At 64.1% G+C, this 15,908-nt stretch carries 15 protein-coding genes; 5 read left to right on the top strand and 10 right to left on the bottom strand.

Annotated features, from left to right (window positions below):
- Positions 1-2 precede the first annotated feature (2 nt).
- The 6 genes from ACSQ3S_RS28955 to ybaK form a co-directional block, all read right to left on the bottom strand.
- A complete protein-coding gene (locus ACSQ3S_RS28955) occupies positions 3-737 on the bottom strand; it encodes an AAA family ATPase (protein ID WP_436144544.1) in 735 nt (244 codons plus the stop codon).
- A gap of 10 nt (positions 738-747) precedes the next feature.
- Entirely contained in the window at positions 748-1,038 is a 291-nt protein-coding gene (locus tag ACSQ3S_RS28960; protein WP_436144545.1) for a DUF427 domain-containing protein, read from the bottom strand.
- Positions 1,039-1,057: 19 nt separating this feature from the next.
- Positions 1,058-2,110, bottom strand: coding sequence for a sensor domain-containing diguanylate cyclase (locus tag ACSQ3S_RS28965; protein ID WP_176652576.1), 1,053 nt, complete (start codon positions 2,108-2,110; stop codon positions 1,058-1,060).
- 136 nt (positions 2,111-2,246) lie between these two features.
- The gene (locus ACSQ3S_RS28970) at positions 2,247-2,894 is read right to left on the bottom strand and encodes a DsbA family oxidoreductase (RefSeq protein WP_436144546.1); all 648 of its coding nucleotides are present in this window, start codon (positions 2,892-2,894) and stop codon (positions 2,247-2,249) included.
- A gap of 78 nt (positions 2,895-2,972) precedes the next feature.
- Positions 2,973-3,614 (bottom strand): glycerol-3-phosphate 1-O-acyltransferase PlsY, encoded by a 642-nt coding sequence (gene plsY / locus ACSQ3S_RS28975; protein WP_436144547.1) that lies wholly within the window; start codon positions 3,612-3,614, stop codon positions 2,973-2,975.
- Between the two features lie 58 nt (positions 3,615-3,672).
- Positions 3,673-4,164, bottom strand: coding sequence for a Cys-tRNA(Pro) deacylase (ybaK, locus tag ACSQ3S_RS28980; RefSeq protein WP_353400790.1), 492 nt, complete (start codon positions 4,162-4,164; stop codon positions 3,673-3,675).
- Positions 4,165-4,212: 48 nt separating this feature from the next.
- Between ybaK and ACSQ3S_RS28985 the strand changes: the two genes are divergently transcribed.
- Positions 4,213-5,211, top strand: coding sequence for an endonuclease/exonuclease/phosphatase family protein (locus tag ACSQ3S_RS28985; protein WP_436144548.1), 999 nt, complete (start codon positions 4,213-4,215; stop codon positions 5,209-5,211).
- Positions 5,212-5,214: 3 nt separating this feature from the next.
- Here ACSQ3S_RS28985 and ACSQ3S_RS28990 read toward each other — a convergent pair whose 3' ends face one another.
- A complete protein-coding gene (locus tag ACSQ3S_RS28990; RefSeq protein ID WP_436144549.1) occupies positions 5,215-6,969 on the bottom strand; it encodes an EAL domain-containing protein in 1,755 nt (584 codons plus the stop codon).
- A gap of 240 nt (positions 6,970-7,209) precedes the next feature.
- Here ACSQ3S_RS28990 and ACSQ3S_RS28995 point away from each other — a divergent pair, with 240 nt between their 5' ends.
- Both ACSQ3S_RS28995 and ACSQ3S_RS29000 read left to right on the top strand, forming a co-directional pair.
- The gene (locus tag ACSQ3S_RS28995) at positions 7,210-8,421 is read left to right on the top strand and encodes an efflux RND transporter periplasmic adaptor subunit (RefSeq protein WP_436144550.1); all 1,212 of its coding nucleotides are present in this window, start codon (positions 7,210-7,212) and stop codon (positions 8,419-8,421) included.
- Positions 8,422-8,423: 2 nt separating this feature from the next.
- Positions 8,424-11,561, top strand: a complete 3,138-nt coding sequence (locus ACSQ3S_RS29000) for an efflux RND transporter permease subunit (RefSeq protein ID WP_353400798.1) — start codon at positions 8,424-8,426, stop codon at positions 11,559-11,561.
- A 46-nt stretch (positions 11,562-11,607) separates the two neighbouring features.
- Here the strand turns inward: ACSQ3S_RS29000 and ACSQ3S_RS29005 are convergent, their stop codons facing one another.
- The 3 genes from ACSQ3S_RS29005 to ACSQ3S_RS29015 are packed head-to-tail and all read right to left on the bottom strand — an operon-like array spanning position 11,608 to position 13,240.
- A complete protein-coding gene (locus tag ACSQ3S_RS29005; protein WP_176652569.1) occupies positions 11,608-11,784 on the bottom strand; it encodes a hypothetical protein in 177 nt (58 codons plus the stop codon).
- Positions 11,785-11,837: 53 nt separating this feature from the next.
- Positions 11,838-12,743, bottom strand: coding sequence for a site-specific tyrosine recombinase XerD (xerD, locus tag ACSQ3S_RS29010; RefSeq protein WP_176652568.1), 906 nt, complete (start codon positions 12,741-12,743; stop codon positions 11,838-11,840).
- Positions 12,719-13,240, bottom strand: a complete 522-nt coding sequence (locus tag ACSQ3S_RS29015) for a methylated-DNA--[protein]-cysteine S-methyltransferase (protein ID WP_436145089.1) — start codon at positions 13,238-13,240, stop codon at positions 12,719-12,721. The genes xerD and ACSQ3S_RS29015 overlap by 25 nt, the downstream gene beginning before the upstream one ends.
- Before the next feature lie 595 nt (positions 13,241-13,835).
- Here ACSQ3S_RS29015 and ACSQ3S_RS29020 point away from each other — a divergent pair.
- Both ACSQ3S_RS29020 and ACSQ3S_RS29025 read left to right on the top strand, forming a co-directional pair.
- Positions 13,836-14,489 carry a TRAP transporter small permease gene (locus ACSQ3S_RS29020; RefSeq protein WP_176652567.1) on the top strand — a complete coding sequence of 218 codons (654 nt, stop codon included), beginning with the start codon at positions 13,836-13,838 and terminating at the stop codon, positions 14,487-14,489.
- On the top strand, positions 14,486-15,874 hold the full coding sequence (locus tag ACSQ3S_RS29025) for a TRAP transporter large permease (protein WP_436144551.1): 1,389 nt from the start codon (positions 14,486-14,488) through the stop codon (positions 15,872-15,874). Before ACSQ3S_RS29020 ends, ACSQ3S_RS29025 begins: the two co-directional genes overlap by 4 nt.
- The last annotated feature ends 34 nt before the right edge of the window (positions 15,875-15,908 follow it).

The raw sequence follows: 15,908 nt of genomic DNA on the forward strand, positions 1-15,908 counted from the left end.
ACCTATTCAGGTTTGAGCAGCTGCTCCAGCCGCCGCGGGTAGTGATTCAGGAAGTCGCGCGTGACGGAGTAGTGTTCGGTGTCTTCGTAGGCCACTTCGGAGATGCCGGTGCCGTCGAACAGCAGGATCTTCGCGTTGGGATAAGCCAGCAGGATCGGCGAGTGCGTGGCGATGATGAATTGCGACTCTTCCTCCACCAGCTGATGGATCGCCGTCAGCGCAGCCAGTTGCCGGTTGGGCGACAGCGCGGCTTCCGGTTCGTCCAGCAGGTACAGGCCCCTGCCTTTGAACTTGTTCAACAGCACCGCCATGAAAGCCTCGCCATGGGAACGCGCGTGCAGCGACTCCGCGCTGGCGGAATCTCGCTCCCACAACTCATCCATGTGGGTACTGACGTTGTGGAAGCTCTCGGCACGGAAGAAGTAGCCGTCGCGAGGCGTCCTGAAACTCCTGGAGAGCCGCAACGCATGCTGCAGCGGGGCTCTCTCGCTCGCGGTATTCAGGCTGATGTTCTTGTTGCCGCCGTCGATACCGAAGCCCAGCGCCAGCGCGATCGATTCCAGCACGGTCGATTTTCCGGCGCCGTTTTCGCCGATGAAGAACGTCACATCCGGATGAAAGCTGATCGACTCCAGGTTGCGCACCGCCGGCACGCTATACGGATGGCGTTCCCAGTCGATATCGTCGCCGAACAGCGCCGTGATCCTTTGCAGATACGGCTTGGCCTGTAAGCCCATCGCCTGGCGGCTAGCGCTGCACGTCCACGCCGCGCCAGAAGGCCACGTGATCCTTGATCTGGCTGGCCTTCTCGGACGGTTCCGGGTAGTACCAGGCGGCGTTCTCGTTGACCTTGCCGTTGACGTTCAGGCTGTAATAGCTGGCCAGGCCCTTCCACGGGCAGCGCGACGTGTGCGCGCTGGGCTGCAGGTATTCCGTCTTGACGCTGGCCGGCGGGAAGTACACATTGTTCTCGACGATCTCGACTTCGTCATCGCTTGCCTGCGCGATGACGACGCCGTTCCAGGTTGCTGTAGGCATCAGGTACTCCCTCTCTTGGTCAGACGGGGCCGCACTCCACGCGATTGCGGCCGGCATGCTTGGCGCGGTACAGCGCGGCGTCGGCCTGGCGCAGCAGGCTTTCGGCGTCCGCGATTTCCATATGGTCGAACGCGCCCACGCCGATGCTGGCCGTGACCGGCAGCAGGCGCGGGCCGGCATAATGCAGTTGCGCCTCGATCTTGCCGCGCAGGGTCTCGGCAAACTTGACGGCGCCTTCGAGCGGCGTATTCGGCAGGATCACGCACAGCTCCTCGCCGCCGTAGCGGCCCGGCACGTCGATCACGCGCACGCTCTCGCGCAGCAGGCGGCCGACGTTGGCCAGCACCTGGTCGCCGACCGCGTGGCCGTATTCGTCGTTGATGCGCTTGAAGTGATCGAGGTCGATCATCACCGCCGACAGCGGCGAGCGGAAACGCCTGGAGCGCGCCGTCTCGAACTTCAGCTTGTGCAGCAGCGAGCGGCGGTTGTGCAGGCCGGTCAGCTCGTCGGTGGTGGCCAGCTGCTCCAGCTCGCGCACCGTCGACTCCAGCGCTTTTTCATTCGAGCGCAATTCGATCAGCGCCATCACCTGGCGTGCCAGCTTGACCAGCATGACGCGCTGCGCCTCGCTCAAGCCGCCCGGCTTGGTGTCCATCACGCACAAGGTGCCGATGGCATGGCCATCAGACGAGGTCAGCGCCACGCTGCTGTACATGCGCATGTGCGGCTCGCCGACCGTCATCGCCATGTGGGCGGTGCGGTGGTCCTGCGTCAGGTCGGGAATTTCAGTGACGGCCTGGCCCAGCACGGCCAGCGAACAATAGCTGTCGCCGCGCGGCAGCTCGCCCAGCTGCATGCCGGTGCAGGACTTGATCCACACCCGCTCGGCGTCGACCAGCGAAATGAAAGCGTAGGGAACTTCGCACACCTTGGCGGCCAGCTCGGTGAGGAAGCTGAAGTCTTCGCAGGCGGGGGTGTCGAGGATATGGTAACGGTGCAGCGCGGCCAGCCGGAACTGGTCGGCCTGCGGCCGGGCGGTGGAAAGTGTATGTACTTTTTCTGCGGCCAGCATAGGCCTCCCTGTGTAGCGACGGCGATCTTTTTTAGGGTCCCCGCGATGCGGCGGGTCCGAACTGTGGTGCTACCCGGTCAGTTTATCGCAAAACAGGGATGGCGGGAGCACTTGCCCCCGCCCGCGACCGCATTTTTTAAGCCTGCGCCATAATCTCGCGCAGCGCTTTTTCGAACACGGCGGCCGGCTGGCCACCCGAGATCAGGTGGCGCTCGTTGATGATCACGGCCGGCACCGAGTTGATGCCGTGGCGCTGGAAGAATTGCTCGCGCTCGCGCACCTCGTCGGCGTACTGGTTCGACTGCAGCACCTCGCCCGCCACGCCGGTGTCCAGGCCGACCTGGCCGGCCACGCGCAGCAGCACGTCGTGCGAACTGGGATCCTCGCCCTGCGTGAAGTAGGCGGAGAACAGCGCCTCCTTCAACTCCCTCTGCTTGCCCTCCAGGTCCGCCCAATGAAGCAGCCGGTGCGCGTCGAAGGTGTTGTAGATGCGGTCGCGCTTACCCATCGCGAAATCGAAGCCGACTTCGGCGCCGCGGGTCCGTATCATCTCGCGCGCCTGTTCCTGCTGCGCCGCGGAAGAGCCGTATTTTTCGGTCAGGTGCTCGCCGATGTCCTGGCCCTCGGGGCCCATGTTGGGATTCAGTTCGAAAGGCTGGAAGTGCAGGCTCACCGCCGCGTCGTCGCCGATATTGTCCAGCGCTTTTTCCAGCGACTTGAGGCCGATGGCGCACCACGGGCAGGAAACGTCGGAGACGAAATCGATTTTCAGGGGAGTGGTCATGGCGCGCCTTTGCTAAAGTAATTTCCAGCATATGGCGACACCCGGCGCAAAATCAAGCGCCGGGCGCAGGGGACGAAACTACTTTTTTTTGCTTTTCGGCGCAGCCTGGGCGGCGTCCTTGCTCTTGCTGCCGATGCGGCTTTCCTTGCCGGCGATCAGGTTCGAAATGTTCTTGCTGTGACGGAAAGCCAACAGTGCGCTCATGACGAACACGGCCAGCAGCTGCGGCTCGAGGCCGAACAGCAGGCCATAGTAGAACGGCGCGAACAGCGCCGCCACCAGCGCCGCCAGCGACGAGTAGCGGAAGGCGAACGCCACCACCAGCCAGGTCACCAGGGTCGCCAGACCCAGCCAGGGATTCAGGCCCAGCAGCACGCCCAGCGCCGTCGCCACGCCCTTGCCGCCGACAAAGCGGAAGAACACCGGCCACAGATGGCCCAGGAACACGGCGATCGCCACCAGCGCGATGGTGGCGTCGCCGATCTGCAGCTGCTGCTGGTAGTGTATCGCCAGCCACACCGCCAGCCAGCCCTTGGCGCCGTCGCCGATCAGGGTCATGACGGCCGCGCCCTTATTTCCACTGCGCAACACATTGGTGGCGCCGGGGTTTTTCGAGCCGTACGTGCGCGGATCGGCGATGCCGAACACCTTGCTCATGACGACGGCAAATGAGATCGAGCCGATCAGGTAGGCGGCGACGGTCATCCAAACTGTATTCATTATTTCCTCAAAGTCGTATCAATTCCCCTGCGGGAGGGTGAATATACACTGCCGGCGCTCAGTCGGCCAGAGCGCAGTGCACCGGCTTGGCCTGCAATAAATCGACCAGCACCCGCGGCGCGATGCCGACCAGGTAGCCGCGCCTGCCACCATTGATATAAATCGTTTCCAGCGCAAGGATGCTATCCTCGACATACACCGGCATGGCTTTCTTGGTGCCGAACGGTGAGGTGCCGCCTATCATGTAGCCGCTGTGGCGCTGCGCCACCTCCGGCTTGCACGGTTCGACGGCCTTGCAGCCGATGCCGCGCGCCAGGTTCTTGGTGGAGACCTTGCAATCGCCGTGCATCAGCACAATTAAAGGTTTGGCGGCGTCGTCCTGCATCACCAGGGTCTTGACCACGTGATGTTCGTCGACGCCCAGTTCGCGCGCGGACACCGTGGTGCCGCCGTGTTCTTCGTAGTCGTAGGGGTGCTCCGTAAAGGCCACCTTGTGCTTGCGCAGCATTTGCGTTGCGGGGGTTTCGGAGATGTGCTCTTTTTTGGCCATGCGTGATACGCTGTTGATGAAGTCTGTTGATTCCGGGAGTTGCCCATTATGCAGCAGGAAATTCGCTTTGCCACTTTCAATGTTTGCAATCTTTCCCAACCTGGGGCGAAATTGTACGACAATCTGCCGCCGCTGACCCCGGCGGAATACGAAGCGAAAGTCGCCTGGACCGCGCAGCAGCTGGACCAGCTCGACGCCGACGTGATCGGCCTGCAGGAAATCTTCTCGATGGACGCGCTGCGCGACGTGCTGGCGCGCAGCCGCCGCTACCGCGAGGCCGCGCTGGCCGGCTTCGATGCCGCCCCCGATCCGGACACCGGCGCGCCACGCCTGATGCCGCAGGTGGCGCTGGTCTCGCGCCTGCCGCTGGCCGTGCCGGCCGCCGTCTACACCGACTTCCCCGACGGCGTGGCGCTGCCCGCCGGCAGCCGCGACGCCGGCCGCTTCGCCCGCGCGCCGCTGCATGCGCAGGTGGTGCTGCCGGACCGGCGCATCGCCGACGTCATCGTCATCCACCTCAAATCCAAGCGCCCCGACTACCGCAGCGGCGACGACTTCGCCGATCCGATGCAGTACGCGCAAGCCAACCTGCGCTCGCTGATACGGCGCGGCACCGAGGCGGTGGCGCTGCGCGCGCTGCTGAGCAGGCTGGAGGACCAGGCCCGCCGCCCGCGCATCGTGCTCGGCGACTTCAACGACACGGCCGATGCCGTCACCACCGCCATCGTCATGGGCTCCGGCGCGGCCGGCCTGCCGGGCGAGGAACTGAGCGGCCGCATGTTCGACTGCAACCAGATCCAGCAGGGCCGCGACACCTTGCGCCACATCGGCTACACCAACATCCACGAGGGCCACTACATGACCATCGACCACGTGCTGGTGTCGGAGGAATTCAATCCGGCCTCGCGCTATGCGGTGGGCGAAGTGCTGGACGTGACCTATCTGAACGACCACCTGCTGCAGCACAAGCCGGAAGCGTCGGACCATGGCCAGGTGCTGGTGCGCCTGCGCCTGTACGGCGCGCGCGACCTGACGGCGGCGATGTAATCGTCATGCGCCGTCCAGCAGGCCGTTGAGGCCGTCGAGCTGGCCGTCCTGCCGCGCATAGTGCCCCTGGTACTGGTCGCAGCCGTGCCGCCGCAGGAAATGCAGCTGCGCCTGCGTCTCCACCCCCTCGGCCAGCACCGTCAGGCCCAGGCTGCGCGCCATCGCGATGATGGTCGTGACGGCCGGCGCCGCGCCGTCGCCATCGCCGATGCCGCCGACGAAGGTCTGGTCTATTTTCAGCTTGCCAAACGGGTACTCGCGCAGATGGCCGACGCGCGTGTAGCCGGTGCCGAAATCGTCGATCGCCAGCCGCACGCCCAGCTCCCGCAAGGCCTGTAAGGTGGCCGGCGCGCTGGCGCTGTGCTTCATGATGACGGCCTCGGTCAGCTCCAGCTCCAGCCACTGCGGCGCCAGCCCGGATAATTCCAGCGCCTCGCGCACGCTGTCGGCCAGGTTCTTTTGCAGGAACTGCGTCTGCGACAGGTTGACCGCCACCGTCAGCGGATGGCCGGCGTCGTGCCAGCGCCTGGCCTGCAGGCAGGCCTGCTCCAGCACCCAGTGCCCGATCGGCACCATCAGGCCGCAATCCTCGGCCACCGCGATGAAGCGCTCGGGGCGCAGCAGGCCCAGCATCGGGTGGCGCCAGCGTATCAGCGCCTCGGCCGCCAGCGGGCGCGCGCTGGCGATGTCGATCTGTGCCTCGTATTCCAGCACGAACTGCTGCTCGCGCAGCGCGCGCCGCAGATCGTTCTCGAAGGCCACCCGCTCGACGATCTGCGCGTTCATTTCGGGACTGAAGAACTGGAAGCCGTTGCGGCCGCTTTCCTTGGCGTGGTACATCGCCAGGTCGGCGTTGCGTATCAGCGTGTCGATGTCGGCGCCGTCGTCCGGATAGATGCTGATGCCGATCGAGGTGCTGACGTGCAGCCGGTGCGGCTCCAGCACGAACTCCTGGCTGATCGCGTTGAGCACCGAGGCCGCCACGTGGGCCGCCTGGTCGACGCCGCCCAGCTCGGACAGGATGATGACGAATTCGTCGCCGCCCTGGCGGCTGACGGTGTCGACGCTGCGCACGCAGCGCGCCAGCCGCGCCGCCACTTCCTGCAGCAGCATGTCGCCCACGTGGTGGCCCAGCGTGTCGTTGATGTTCTTGAAGCGGTCGAGGTCGAGGAACAGGATCGCCAGCCGGGTGCGCTTGCGGCGCGCCGTCGCCAGCGCGAGGCTGAGCCGGTCGAGCAGCAGCACGCGGTTGGGCAGGTCGGTAAGGAAATCGTGCTCGGCCAGGTGGCGGGTGCGCTCCTCGGAGCGGCGGCGCTCGCCCACGTCGCTCAGCAGGGCCAGCGACAGCGCCAGCTGGTCCTGCTTGCGGGCGGAAATATCGTGCATAGTCGCTACCACCAGGTCCGGCGCGAGGGCCGTCAGCAGCACCTCGGCCCAGAACGGGCCGCCGTTGCAGCCGACGCAGCACCATTCGAAGCGGCAGTTGCCGTCGCGCAGAGCGGCGGCCGTCAACTCGGCCAGCGCCCGCTCCGACAGCACGCCCTCGGCCTGCTGCAATGGTGACAAATCGGCAAGCCCGAGGCCGAACAGCCGCGCCACCCGGTCGCACTCGAACAGCGCCAGCGCCGCCGGGTTGGCCCCGCCGATGCGCCCGTTATGCAACAGCAGCATCGCATCGCCGGTCTTTTCGTACAATGCGCGGAAATCGATTGCAGTCCCCTCCGCGCCCTCTTCCGCACCGTCATCCTGTTCGTCCACTTGGCCCTCTCTGGCGTACGCCTTTTCAGGCCTCATTCATTCTTGCCGCCCTCAGGAATTGACTATTGACCTTGCGCAAACGCGCTTGATCCCGTTTTTCTGCAGTTCAGCCGTGTTTTCTGACCGCCCGTCGCATTCCGGTGGCCGCCGGCCTTGCATTTTCATAAAGTGCCAACATGCGCAATCCCCACTGCGGCAACCCTAGACCAGAAGAACGATATGAAACTTGAAACCTTGCCCATGTCCCCACAGCCCGTCGTCCGCAGCAAGCGCTGGCGCAAGCCGGCCGCGGCCCTGATCGTCATCGCCCTCGCCGGCGGCGGCTGGACCGTGATGCAGGCGAAGAAGGCCGCGCCGCCGGCCGCCGCGCAGGCCGGCAAGGACGACAAGAAAAAACAGGAAGTCTTCGAACTGGCCAGCGGCGACGTCGCGGCCATCGATGCCCGGTCATTGGCGGTCAGCTTGCCCTTATCCGGCTCGCTGGCGCCCCTGAGTTCGGCCACCATCAAGTCCAAGATCTCGGGCGTGGTGGAGGTCACCACGGTGCAGGAAGGCATGGCCGTCAGCGCCGGCCAGGTGCTGGCCCGCATCGACCAGGCCGACCTGCGCGCGCGCCTGCAGCAACAGCAGGCCATGCTGGACGAGGCGCAGGCCAAGCTGTCGCTGGCGCTGAAGAACGAAGCCAACAGCCAGGCCCTGCTCAAGCAGAAATTCATCGCGCAGACCGCCTACGACACCACGCAGAACGCCGTCGACCTGGCGCGCGCCAACGTCAAGTCCACCGCCGCGATGGTGGAGATCGCCCGCCTGGCGCTGAACGACGGCATCATCAAGGCGCCGATCAGCGGCGTGGTCAGCAAGCGCCACGTGCAGGCCGGCGAGAAGCTGGCGCCGGACATGCCGGTCTACAGCATCGTCAACCTGTCCGAGCTGACCCTGGAGGCACAGGTGCCGGCGTCGGAAATCCCCCGCGTCAAGGTGGGCCAGGACGTCAAGTTCAAGGTCGACGGCTTCCAGCAGCGCGATTTCCACGGCAAGGTGGCGCGCATCAATCCGGCCACCGAAGCGGGCTCGCGCGCGATGCTGGTCTACATCTCGGTCAAGAACGACGACAGCGCGCTGCGCGCCGGCATGTTCGCCAAGGGCAGCATCGTCACCGACCGGTCGGCCGTCGCGCCCATCGTGCCGCTGGCCGCCGTGCACGCGGACAAGAACAAGCAGATCGTCTACAAGGTCGAACAGGGCAAGCTGATCGCGCAGCCGGTCAAGCTGGGCCTGCGCAACGAGGACGAAGGCTATGCCGAAGTGGTGGAAGGCCTGCAGGCCGGCGCCAACGTCATCGTCTCGCGCCTGGACAGCCTCAAGCCCGGCGCCTCCGTCAAGCTGCCTGCCGGCGCGGGCGGCGCGCCCACGGCCGAACAGGCCAAAGCAGCTGAACCAGCGAAAGGCTGATCATGTGGATTACCAAAATCAGTATCCGTAATCCGGTCTTCGCCACCATGGTGATGGTGGCGCTGATGGTGCTGGGCCTGTTCTCGTACAAGGGACTGGGCCTGGAAGCCATGCCCAACATCGACATCCCCGGCGCGGCCATCGAGGTGCAGTATCCGGGCGCCTCGCCGGAAGCGGTGGAGAACGACATCACCCGCCCGATCGAGGAAGCGGTCAACACCGTCAGCGGCATCAAGAACCTGCGCGCCAATTCGTGGGAAGGCCGCGCCGGCGTCTACATCGAGTTCGAGCTGACCACCAATATGGACCGCGCGATGCAGGACATCCGCGACAAGGTGGCGCAGGTGCGGCCGCGCTTCCCGCGCGAGGCCAAGGACCCGTTCATCGTCCGCTTCGAGGGCGAGAACGCGCGCCCGATGGCGCAGATCGGCATCACCGCCACCAACACCTCGGTGCGCGACATGTCGACACTGGCCGACCAGGTCATCGCCAAGCGCTTCCAGGGCGTGGCCGGCGTCGGCCAGGTGCGCATCAACGGCATGACGGCGCGCCAGATCCTGATCAACCTGCGTCCCAACGACCTGAACGCGCAGGCGGTCGGCGTCGACGAAGTGCTGGCCGCGATCCAGAACACCAACGCCAACCTGCCGGCCGGCTCCATCAGCTACGGCGCCAGCGAGCGCTTGGTGCGGGTCGAAGGCAAGATGAAGGACCCGCGCGACTTCAACAAGATCATCGTGGCGCGCCGCGCCAACGGCCCGGTCTACCTGGAGCAGGTCGCCACGGTGGAGGACGGCGCGCAGGAAGAGCTGTCGATCTCGCGCATCAACGGCCAGCGCTCGGTCACGCTGGACATCATCAAGGTGCAGGACGCCAACGTGGTCGAAGTGGGCAAGCGCATCCAGAAAGTGGCGGCGGACCTGCAGAAGACGCTGTCCTCCGACATCAAGGTCGAAGTGCTGAACGATGAATCGCTGAAGGTGCAAAGCCAGCTCGACAACGTCAAGGAGACCATCATCGAAGGCGCGGTGCTGACCATGATCATCGTGTTCTTCTTCCTGCACTCGTGGCGCTCGACCATCATCACCGGCCTGACCTTGCCGATCGCGGTGATGGCCAGCTTCATCGCCATGAAGGCCTTCGGCTTCACGCTCAACTTCATGACCCTGATGGCGCTGTCGCTGTGCATCGGCCTGCTGATCGACGACGCCATCGTGGTGCGCGAGAACATCGTGCGCCACCTGGGCATGGGCAAGAACCACCACAAGGCGGCCGAGGACGGCACCAACGAAATCGGCCTGGCCGTCATGGCCACCACCTTCGCCATCGTCGCCGTGTTCGTGCCGGTGGCCTTCATGCAGGGCATCATCGGCCGCTTCTTCCTGCAGTTCGGCGTGACGGTGGCGGTGGCGGTGCTGGTGTCGCTGTTCGTCAGCTTCACGCTCGACCCGATGCTGTCGTCGGTGTGGCCGGATCCGGTGCAGGACCGCTTCAAGTACGTGCCGTGGCTGGGCCGCTTCATGCACTGGCTCGAAGGCGGCGTCGAAGCGCTGCACAAGGTGTACGGCAAGGTGCTGGCGCTGGCGCTGCGCTGGAAGAAGCTGACGCTGGCCCTGGCCTTCTCGCTGTTCGCCGGTTCGCTGCTGCTGGTGCCGATGATAGGCGGCGAGATGATGCCCGACCAGGACAGCGGCTGGGTCAACCTGCTGATCAAGACCCCGGTCGGCTCCAGCCTGGAATACACCGACAACAAGGTGCACCAGGTCGAGGACGCGCTCAAGGCCTTCCCGGAAATCGCCAACGTGATCGCGGTGGTGGGCACGCAGGACGGCCGCAACACGGCGCAGATCGACATGAAGCTGCTGGACCGCAAGCTGCACAAGCGCCGCTCGCAGAAGGAAATGGAAACGGCGATCCGCGCGCGCCTGGGCAAGATCGCCGGCATCACGCTGACGGTGGGCTGGAAGCCCATCTTCATCGCCATCCTGGGCACCGACGAGGCCAAGCTGGACGACGTGGCGCACCGCCTGATGGACAAGATGCGCAAGATCAAGGGCATCGCCGACATGGAATACAGCCAGGAGGGCGCCAACCCGTCCACCAACATCAAGATCAACAACGAGCTGGCCAGCGACCTGGGCCTGACCACGCAGCAGATCGGCGCCGCGCTGCGTCCGTTCGTGGCGGGCGACACGACCTCGCACTTCCTGGCCGCGGACGGCCAGAACTACGACGTCAACGTGCAGCTGCCGAAATCCGGCCGGCAGAAGGTGGCCGACCTGGCCGACCTGTCGCTGGCGTCGAGCAAGCTGGGACCGGACGGCCGTCCGGTCATGGTGCCGCTGCGCCAGGTGGTCGAGTTCGTGCCGGCGTTCAGCCCGCAGGTGCTCAAGCGCCAGGCCCTGCAGCGCCGCGTGGCCGTGTATGCGGGCGTCGAAGGCCGTCCCGGCGGCGACGTCGACAGCGACGTCAAGAAGGCCATGAAGGAAATCGAGCTGCCGGCCGGCGTGCGCTTCGACGTCGGCGGCAACGCGCAGGACATGGAAGAGAGCATGGGCTCGGCCATGATCGCGCTGGGCATCGCCGTGATCTTCATCTACCTGGTGCTGGCATCGCAGTTCGGCAGCTTCCTGCAGCCGGTGGCGATCATGATGTCGCTGCCGCTGTCGCTGATCGGCGTGCTGGTGGCACTGCTGGTCACGGGCACCACCTTGAACATCTTCTCGGTGATCGGCTTCATCATGCTGATGGGCCTGGTGACCAAGAACGCGATCCTGCTGGTGGACTTCACCAACCACGCGCAGAAGGAAGGCATGAGCCAGCTGGAGGCGCTGATGTGCGCCGGCCAGGTGCGGCTGCGTCCCATCCTGATGACCACGCTGGCCATGGTGTTCGGCATGCTGCCGATGGCGATCGGCATGGGCGACGGCGGCGAGACGCAGGCGCCGATGGGCCGCGCGGTGATCGGCGGCGTGCTGACCTCAACCCTGCTGACCTTGGTGGTGGTGCCGGTGGCCTACACCTATCTGGACAGCCTGGGCAAACGCTGCGCGCGCTTCTTCAAGGGCAAGCATGAGGATGAACACAAGGATGACGGCGAGCACCTGCATCAGGTAAAGCAGGAAGCCGAAGTGGCTTAAGTTAACGACACAAACAAACACAAACCGGGCTGGCAGCCCGGTTTTTTTATTCCTCGGCAGGAGCGGCGTCGCCGGCTTCCTCGCCGTCGTCGTCCAGCTCACCAGGCTCAGCCAGCCCGGGATTCTGCTTCAGCTCGGCCTTGCGCCGGGCTTTCTCTTCCGCTTTTTTCTTCTTTTCCAACTCACGCTGCCGTTTTTCGTACGCGAAGTTTGTCTTTGCCATTTGCTACCTCTTTCAGAATTGCACTACGTAAGTCACATTATGACCGAAGTTGGTCATCCACGAGGATGATGTTGCGCATGCAAATGCTTCAGGCGCTCACGGGCGACGTGCGTGTAGATCTGGGTGGTGGAAATATCGGAGTGCCCTAACAGCAACTGTACCACCCGCAGGTCGGCGCCGTGATTCAATAAATGGGTGGCGAAGGCGTGGCGCAAGGTGTGCGGCGACAGCGGCGCCGTGATGCCGGCCTTCAAGGCATGTTTTTTAATCAACACCCAGAACATCTGCCGCGTCATCGCCCCGCCGCGTCCGGTGACGAACAGCGCGTCGTCGACCTGGCCGTTGAGGATCACGCCGCGCGCCTCCTTCAGGTAGCGCTCGATCCACACCCGCGCCTGCTGGCCGAACGGTACCAGCCGCGTCTTGGCGCCCTTGCCGGTGATGCGCAGCACGCCGTCGTTCAGACTCAGCTCCAGCATCTTCAACGCCACCAGCTCCGACACGCGCAGGCCGCTGGCGTACATCAGCTCCAGCATGGTGCGCTCGCGCAGACCCAGCGGCGTGGCCACGTCGGGCGCCGCCAGCAGCGCCTCCACTTGAATTTCGCTCAAGGTGTGGACGAAGCGCTGGGGCTGTTTGGCAGATACCAATTTCAGGCTGGGGTCGTCCGTGATGCGGCGCTGGCGCAGCAGCATCTGGTAGAAGCGCTTGATCACCGACAGCCGCCGGTTGGACGACGTGGCCTTCTTGCTGTCCTCGTGGCGGGCCGCGATGTAGCCCTCGATATCGTGGGCGCCGGCGGCCGCCAGCCCGGCCACGCCTGGCCGCATCTTTTCCAGCCAGCGCGCGAACAGGCGCATGTCGCGGCGGTAGGCCTCCAGCGTGTTCTTCGACAGGCCATCCTCCAGCCACAGGCTGTCGCAGAACTCGTCGATCAGAGCAAGGTTGTCTGTTGCCATGCGTATTCTTTGGAACCTTCGTGCGCCAGCAGCCAGCGCTTGATGCCCAGCAGGTAGCCGTTGGGGTCGTCGCTGTTGGCGAAGCCGCCCAGGCCGGAGGCCGAGGTCACCCGGTGGCAAGGCACGACCACCGGAAACCAGTTGGCGCCGCAGGCCTGGCCGACCGCGCGCGGCGCCGAACCGATGTACCGGGCCAGTTCGCCATAGGTGCGCACGCTGCCGCGCGGGATCGAGCTGATGGCGTCCCACACGGATTGCTGGAAGGCGGTGCCGGCGCGCTTGAGCGGCAGGTCGAACTTGAAATCGGCGTCGGCGCAGTAGCGCCCGATCTGCTCCATCGCCAGCTCGGCGATGGCGTCCTGTGGCGATTTCGCATCAAAATGGGGCGGCAGGTAACACAGCTCAGTTATCAGACCACTTTCCGTACGAACACCGAGTTTCCCGAATGGGAACGCTACCACGGCGGAAAAAATTTCATGCAGCTGTTGTATTTTCATCACAGGGATTTGCACCAAAAGAGAGCTAAAGTTGTCGAAATGCACCACACCGTCGCATTCCCGCTACAGCATAAAAACCACAACATTCCGTGCCTTGGCCAGCATTGTAGAACGCCGGCCAAAAAAAAACGCACCTCGCGGTGCGTTTTCAAATCCTGCTTCACGTTCCCGGTCGTTTGCCTGTCCTCGTAGCGCGCTTGTGGCGGCTTGCAAGGGCTATAGCAACGACATTCTGTAAAACGTGTGTCTCCTCGATCTCGCCGGTATTCATTACCGTTTCTCTACACACTCCCCACCTACAATTCTTTGCTCTTGCTACCGGGCTGCATATCGATATGCATGGATCCCTGAGAGCGACGCAATCATAACGTATCTTTTTGGCTTTTTCCGCATTTTTTTCCGTACCGAGCCGCGCATGTTTTAAACATCAAACAAATTTGACGCGTATCAAGAAAGTTGTGGTATTAGCCTCGCTGTTGGCAACACTCTTGGCAAAACACCTAGTAGTACCCCTCATTGCCACGATGCCGGCAAAAATATAATTTATGGGCAAATGTCAGATTTCCTGGCATCAATAAAACCCATGAGACAACCTATGTTTACAAAAATACTGGATCATCTGGAGGAGTGGATCATCACCCTGCTGATGGCAGGGGCGACCCTGATCATCTTCCTGTCGGTGGCGCACCGCTACGGCACCGGCCTGCCCATCCCCGGCGTGCAGGACTACCTGCTGTCGCTGCACTTCGAGTGGGCGCAGGAACTGGCCATCATCATGTTCGTGTGGATGGCCAAGTTCGGCGCCGCCTACGGCGTGCGCATGGGCGTGCACGTCGGCGTCGACGTGCTGGTGAGCCGGCTGCCGACCGCCTGGCGCCGCCGCGCCACCTATGTCGCGCTGATGTGCGGCATGCTGTTTACCGGCATCATCGGCACCCTGGGCCTGACCTTCGTCTGGGAAAACGGCATGCACTACGCCATCTTCAACAAGCTGGGCATGGACATGACCGACCTGACCGAAGGGCCGACCACGCCCGACCTGGAATGGCCGACCTGGTTCATCTACTCGGTGGTGCCGATGGGGTCCTACCTGATGTGCTTCCGCTTCATCCAGGTCTCGCTGATCTACTGGCGCACCGGCGAAATGCCACACCATGACGAATCGCACGTCGAAGGACTCGACGATGCGGAAGACGACGACATGTTTGCCTCGGTCGCCCCAACCCCAGCCCACGGAGGTGCCAAATGAGCACATCGGCTATCGAACCAGGCAATGTCATGTCCAAGAAACGCGCCGCCACCTGGCTGATCGGCATCGCCGCCATCCTGCTGGCCGTGTGCGTCATCGGCGGCAAGGTCGGCATCGTGTTCGCGCTGCTGCTGGCGCTGATGCTGACCGGGATTCCCGTCTCCATCGCGCTCGGCCTGACGGTGCTGATGTTCATGTACCTGCTGACCCATGTGCCGGTCGAGGCGGTGGCGCTGAAGCTGTTCAGCGGCATCGAGAAGTTCGAGATCATGGCCATCCCGCTGTTCATCCTTGCGGGTAACTTCCTGACCCACGGCGGCGTGGCCAAGCGCATGATCAAGTTCGCCACCAGCCTGATCGGCCACTGGCACGGCGGCCTGGCGCTGGCCGGCATCATCGCCTGCGCCATGTTCGCGCTGGTGTGCGGCTCGTCCGTGGCCACCGTGGTGGCGATCGGCTCCATCATCCTGCCGGCCATGGTCAAGCAGGGTTATCCGAAGAAATTCGGCGCCGGCGTCATCATCACCGCAGGCTCGCTCGGCATCCTGATGCTGCCGTCGATCCCGAAAGTGATCTACGCGATCTCGACCAACACGTCGATCGGCGCGCTGTTCCTGGCCGGCCTGTTCCCCGGCATCCTGCTGACGGTGATGCTGTGCACCACCACCTGGGTGCTGGCCAAGAAGAACGGCTACCCGCGCATGCGCAAGGCCACCTGGGGCGAGCGCGTCAAGGCGTTCAAGGACAGCGTGTGGGGCCTGATGCTGGTGGTGATCATCATCGGCGGCATCACCAAGGGCATCTTCACGCCGACCGAGGCGGCGGCGATGAGCGCGGTGTACGCCTTCATCATCTCGGTGTTCGTCTACAAGGACATGCCGCTGAAGAAGACGCCGGAAGTGCTGAAGAAATCGGCCAGCCTGAGCGCGATGCTGCTGTACATCATCACCAACGCCGTGCTGTTCTCCTTCCTGATGGCGCACGAGAACATCCCGCAGGCGATGGCGGACTGGATCCTGGCCAAGGACCTGGGCCAGGCCGGCTTCCTGTTCTTCACCAACATCCTGCTGCTGCTGGCCGGTAACGTGATGGAACCGTCGTCGATCATCCTGGTGATGGCGCCTATCCTGCACCCCGCCGCGATCCGCCTGGGCATCGACGCCGTCCACTTCGGCATCATGATCGACGCCAACATGGAAGTGGGCCTGTGCCACCCTCCGGTCGGCCTGAACCTGTACGTGGCCAGCGGCATCTCGAAGATGAGCATCTCCGAGCTGACCGTGGCGGTGATGCCGTGGCTGCTGACGATGCTGGTGTTCCTGGTGATCGTGACCTACTGGCCCGGGCTGTCGTTGTGGCTGCCGAAGGCGATGGGACTGATGTAGCAACGTCACGCGCCGCAAGTAGCACGGAAGGGCA

Source organism: Duganella sp. LjRoot269, from assembly GCF_964254095.1.
GTDB classification, from domain to species: domain Bacteria; phylum Pseudomonadota; class Gammaproteobacteria; order Burkholderiales; family Burkholderiaceae_D; genus Rugamonas; species Rugamonas hordei.

Bases quoted from the DNA above. Each gene is read 5' to 3' on its own strand.
- ACSQ3S_RS28955 (WP_436144544.1), bottom strand. From the start codon at position 737: ATGGGCTTACAGGCCAAGCCGTATCTGCAAAGGATCACGGCGCTGTTC.
- ACSQ3S_RS28960 (WP_436144545.1), bottom strand. From the start codon at position 1,038: ATGCCTACAGCAACCTGGAACGGCGTCGTCATCGCGCAGGCAAGCGAT.
- ACSQ3S_RS28965 (WP_176652576.1), bottom strand. From the start codon at position 2,110: ATGCTGGCCGCAGAAAAAGTACATACACTTTCCACCGCCCGGCCGCAG.
- ACSQ3S_RS28970 (WP_436144546.1), bottom strand. From the start codon at position 2,894: ATGACCACTCCCCTGAAAATCGATTTCGTCTCCGACGTTTCCTGCCCG.
- plsY (WP_436144547.1), bottom strand. From the start codon at position 3,614: ATGAATACAGTTTGGATGACCGTCGCCGCCTACCTGATCGGCTCGATC.
- ybaK (WP_353400790.1), bottom strand. From the start codon at position 4,164: ATGGCCAAAAAAGAGCACATCTCCGAAACCCCCGCAACGCAAATGCTG.
- ACSQ3S_RS28985 (WP_436144548.1), top strand. From the start codon at position 4,213: ATGCAGCAGGAAATTCGCTTTGCCACTTTCAATGTTTGCAATCTTTCC.
- ACSQ3S_RS28995 (WP_436144550.1), top strand. From the start codon at position 7,210: ATGTCCCCACAGCCCGTCGTCCGCAGCAAGCGCTGGCGCAAGCCGGCC.
- ACSQ3S_RS29000 (WP_353400798.1), top strand. From the start codon at position 8,424: ATGTGGATTACCAAAATCAGTATCCGTAATCCGGTCTTCGCCACCATG.
- ACSQ3S_RS29005 (WP_176652569.1), bottom strand. From the start codon at position 11,784: ATGGCAAAGACAAACTTCGCGTACGAAAAACGGCAGCGTGAGTTGGAA.
- xerD (WP_176652568.1), bottom strand. From the start codon at position 12,743: ATGGCAACAGACAACCTTGCTCTGATCGACGAGTTCTGCGACAGCCTG.
- ACSQ3S_RS29015 (WP_436145089.1), bottom strand. From the start codon at position 13,240: ATGAAAATACAACAGCTGCATGAAATTTTTTCCGCCGTGGTAGCGTTC.
- ACSQ3S_RS29020 (WP_176652567.1), top strand. From the start codon at position 13,836: ATGTTTACAAAAATACTGGATCATCTGGAGGAGTGGATCATCACCCTG.
- ACSQ3S_RS29025 (WP_436144551.1), top strand. From the start codon at position 14,486: ATGAGCACATCGGCTATCGAACCAGGCAATGTCATGTCCAAGAAACGC.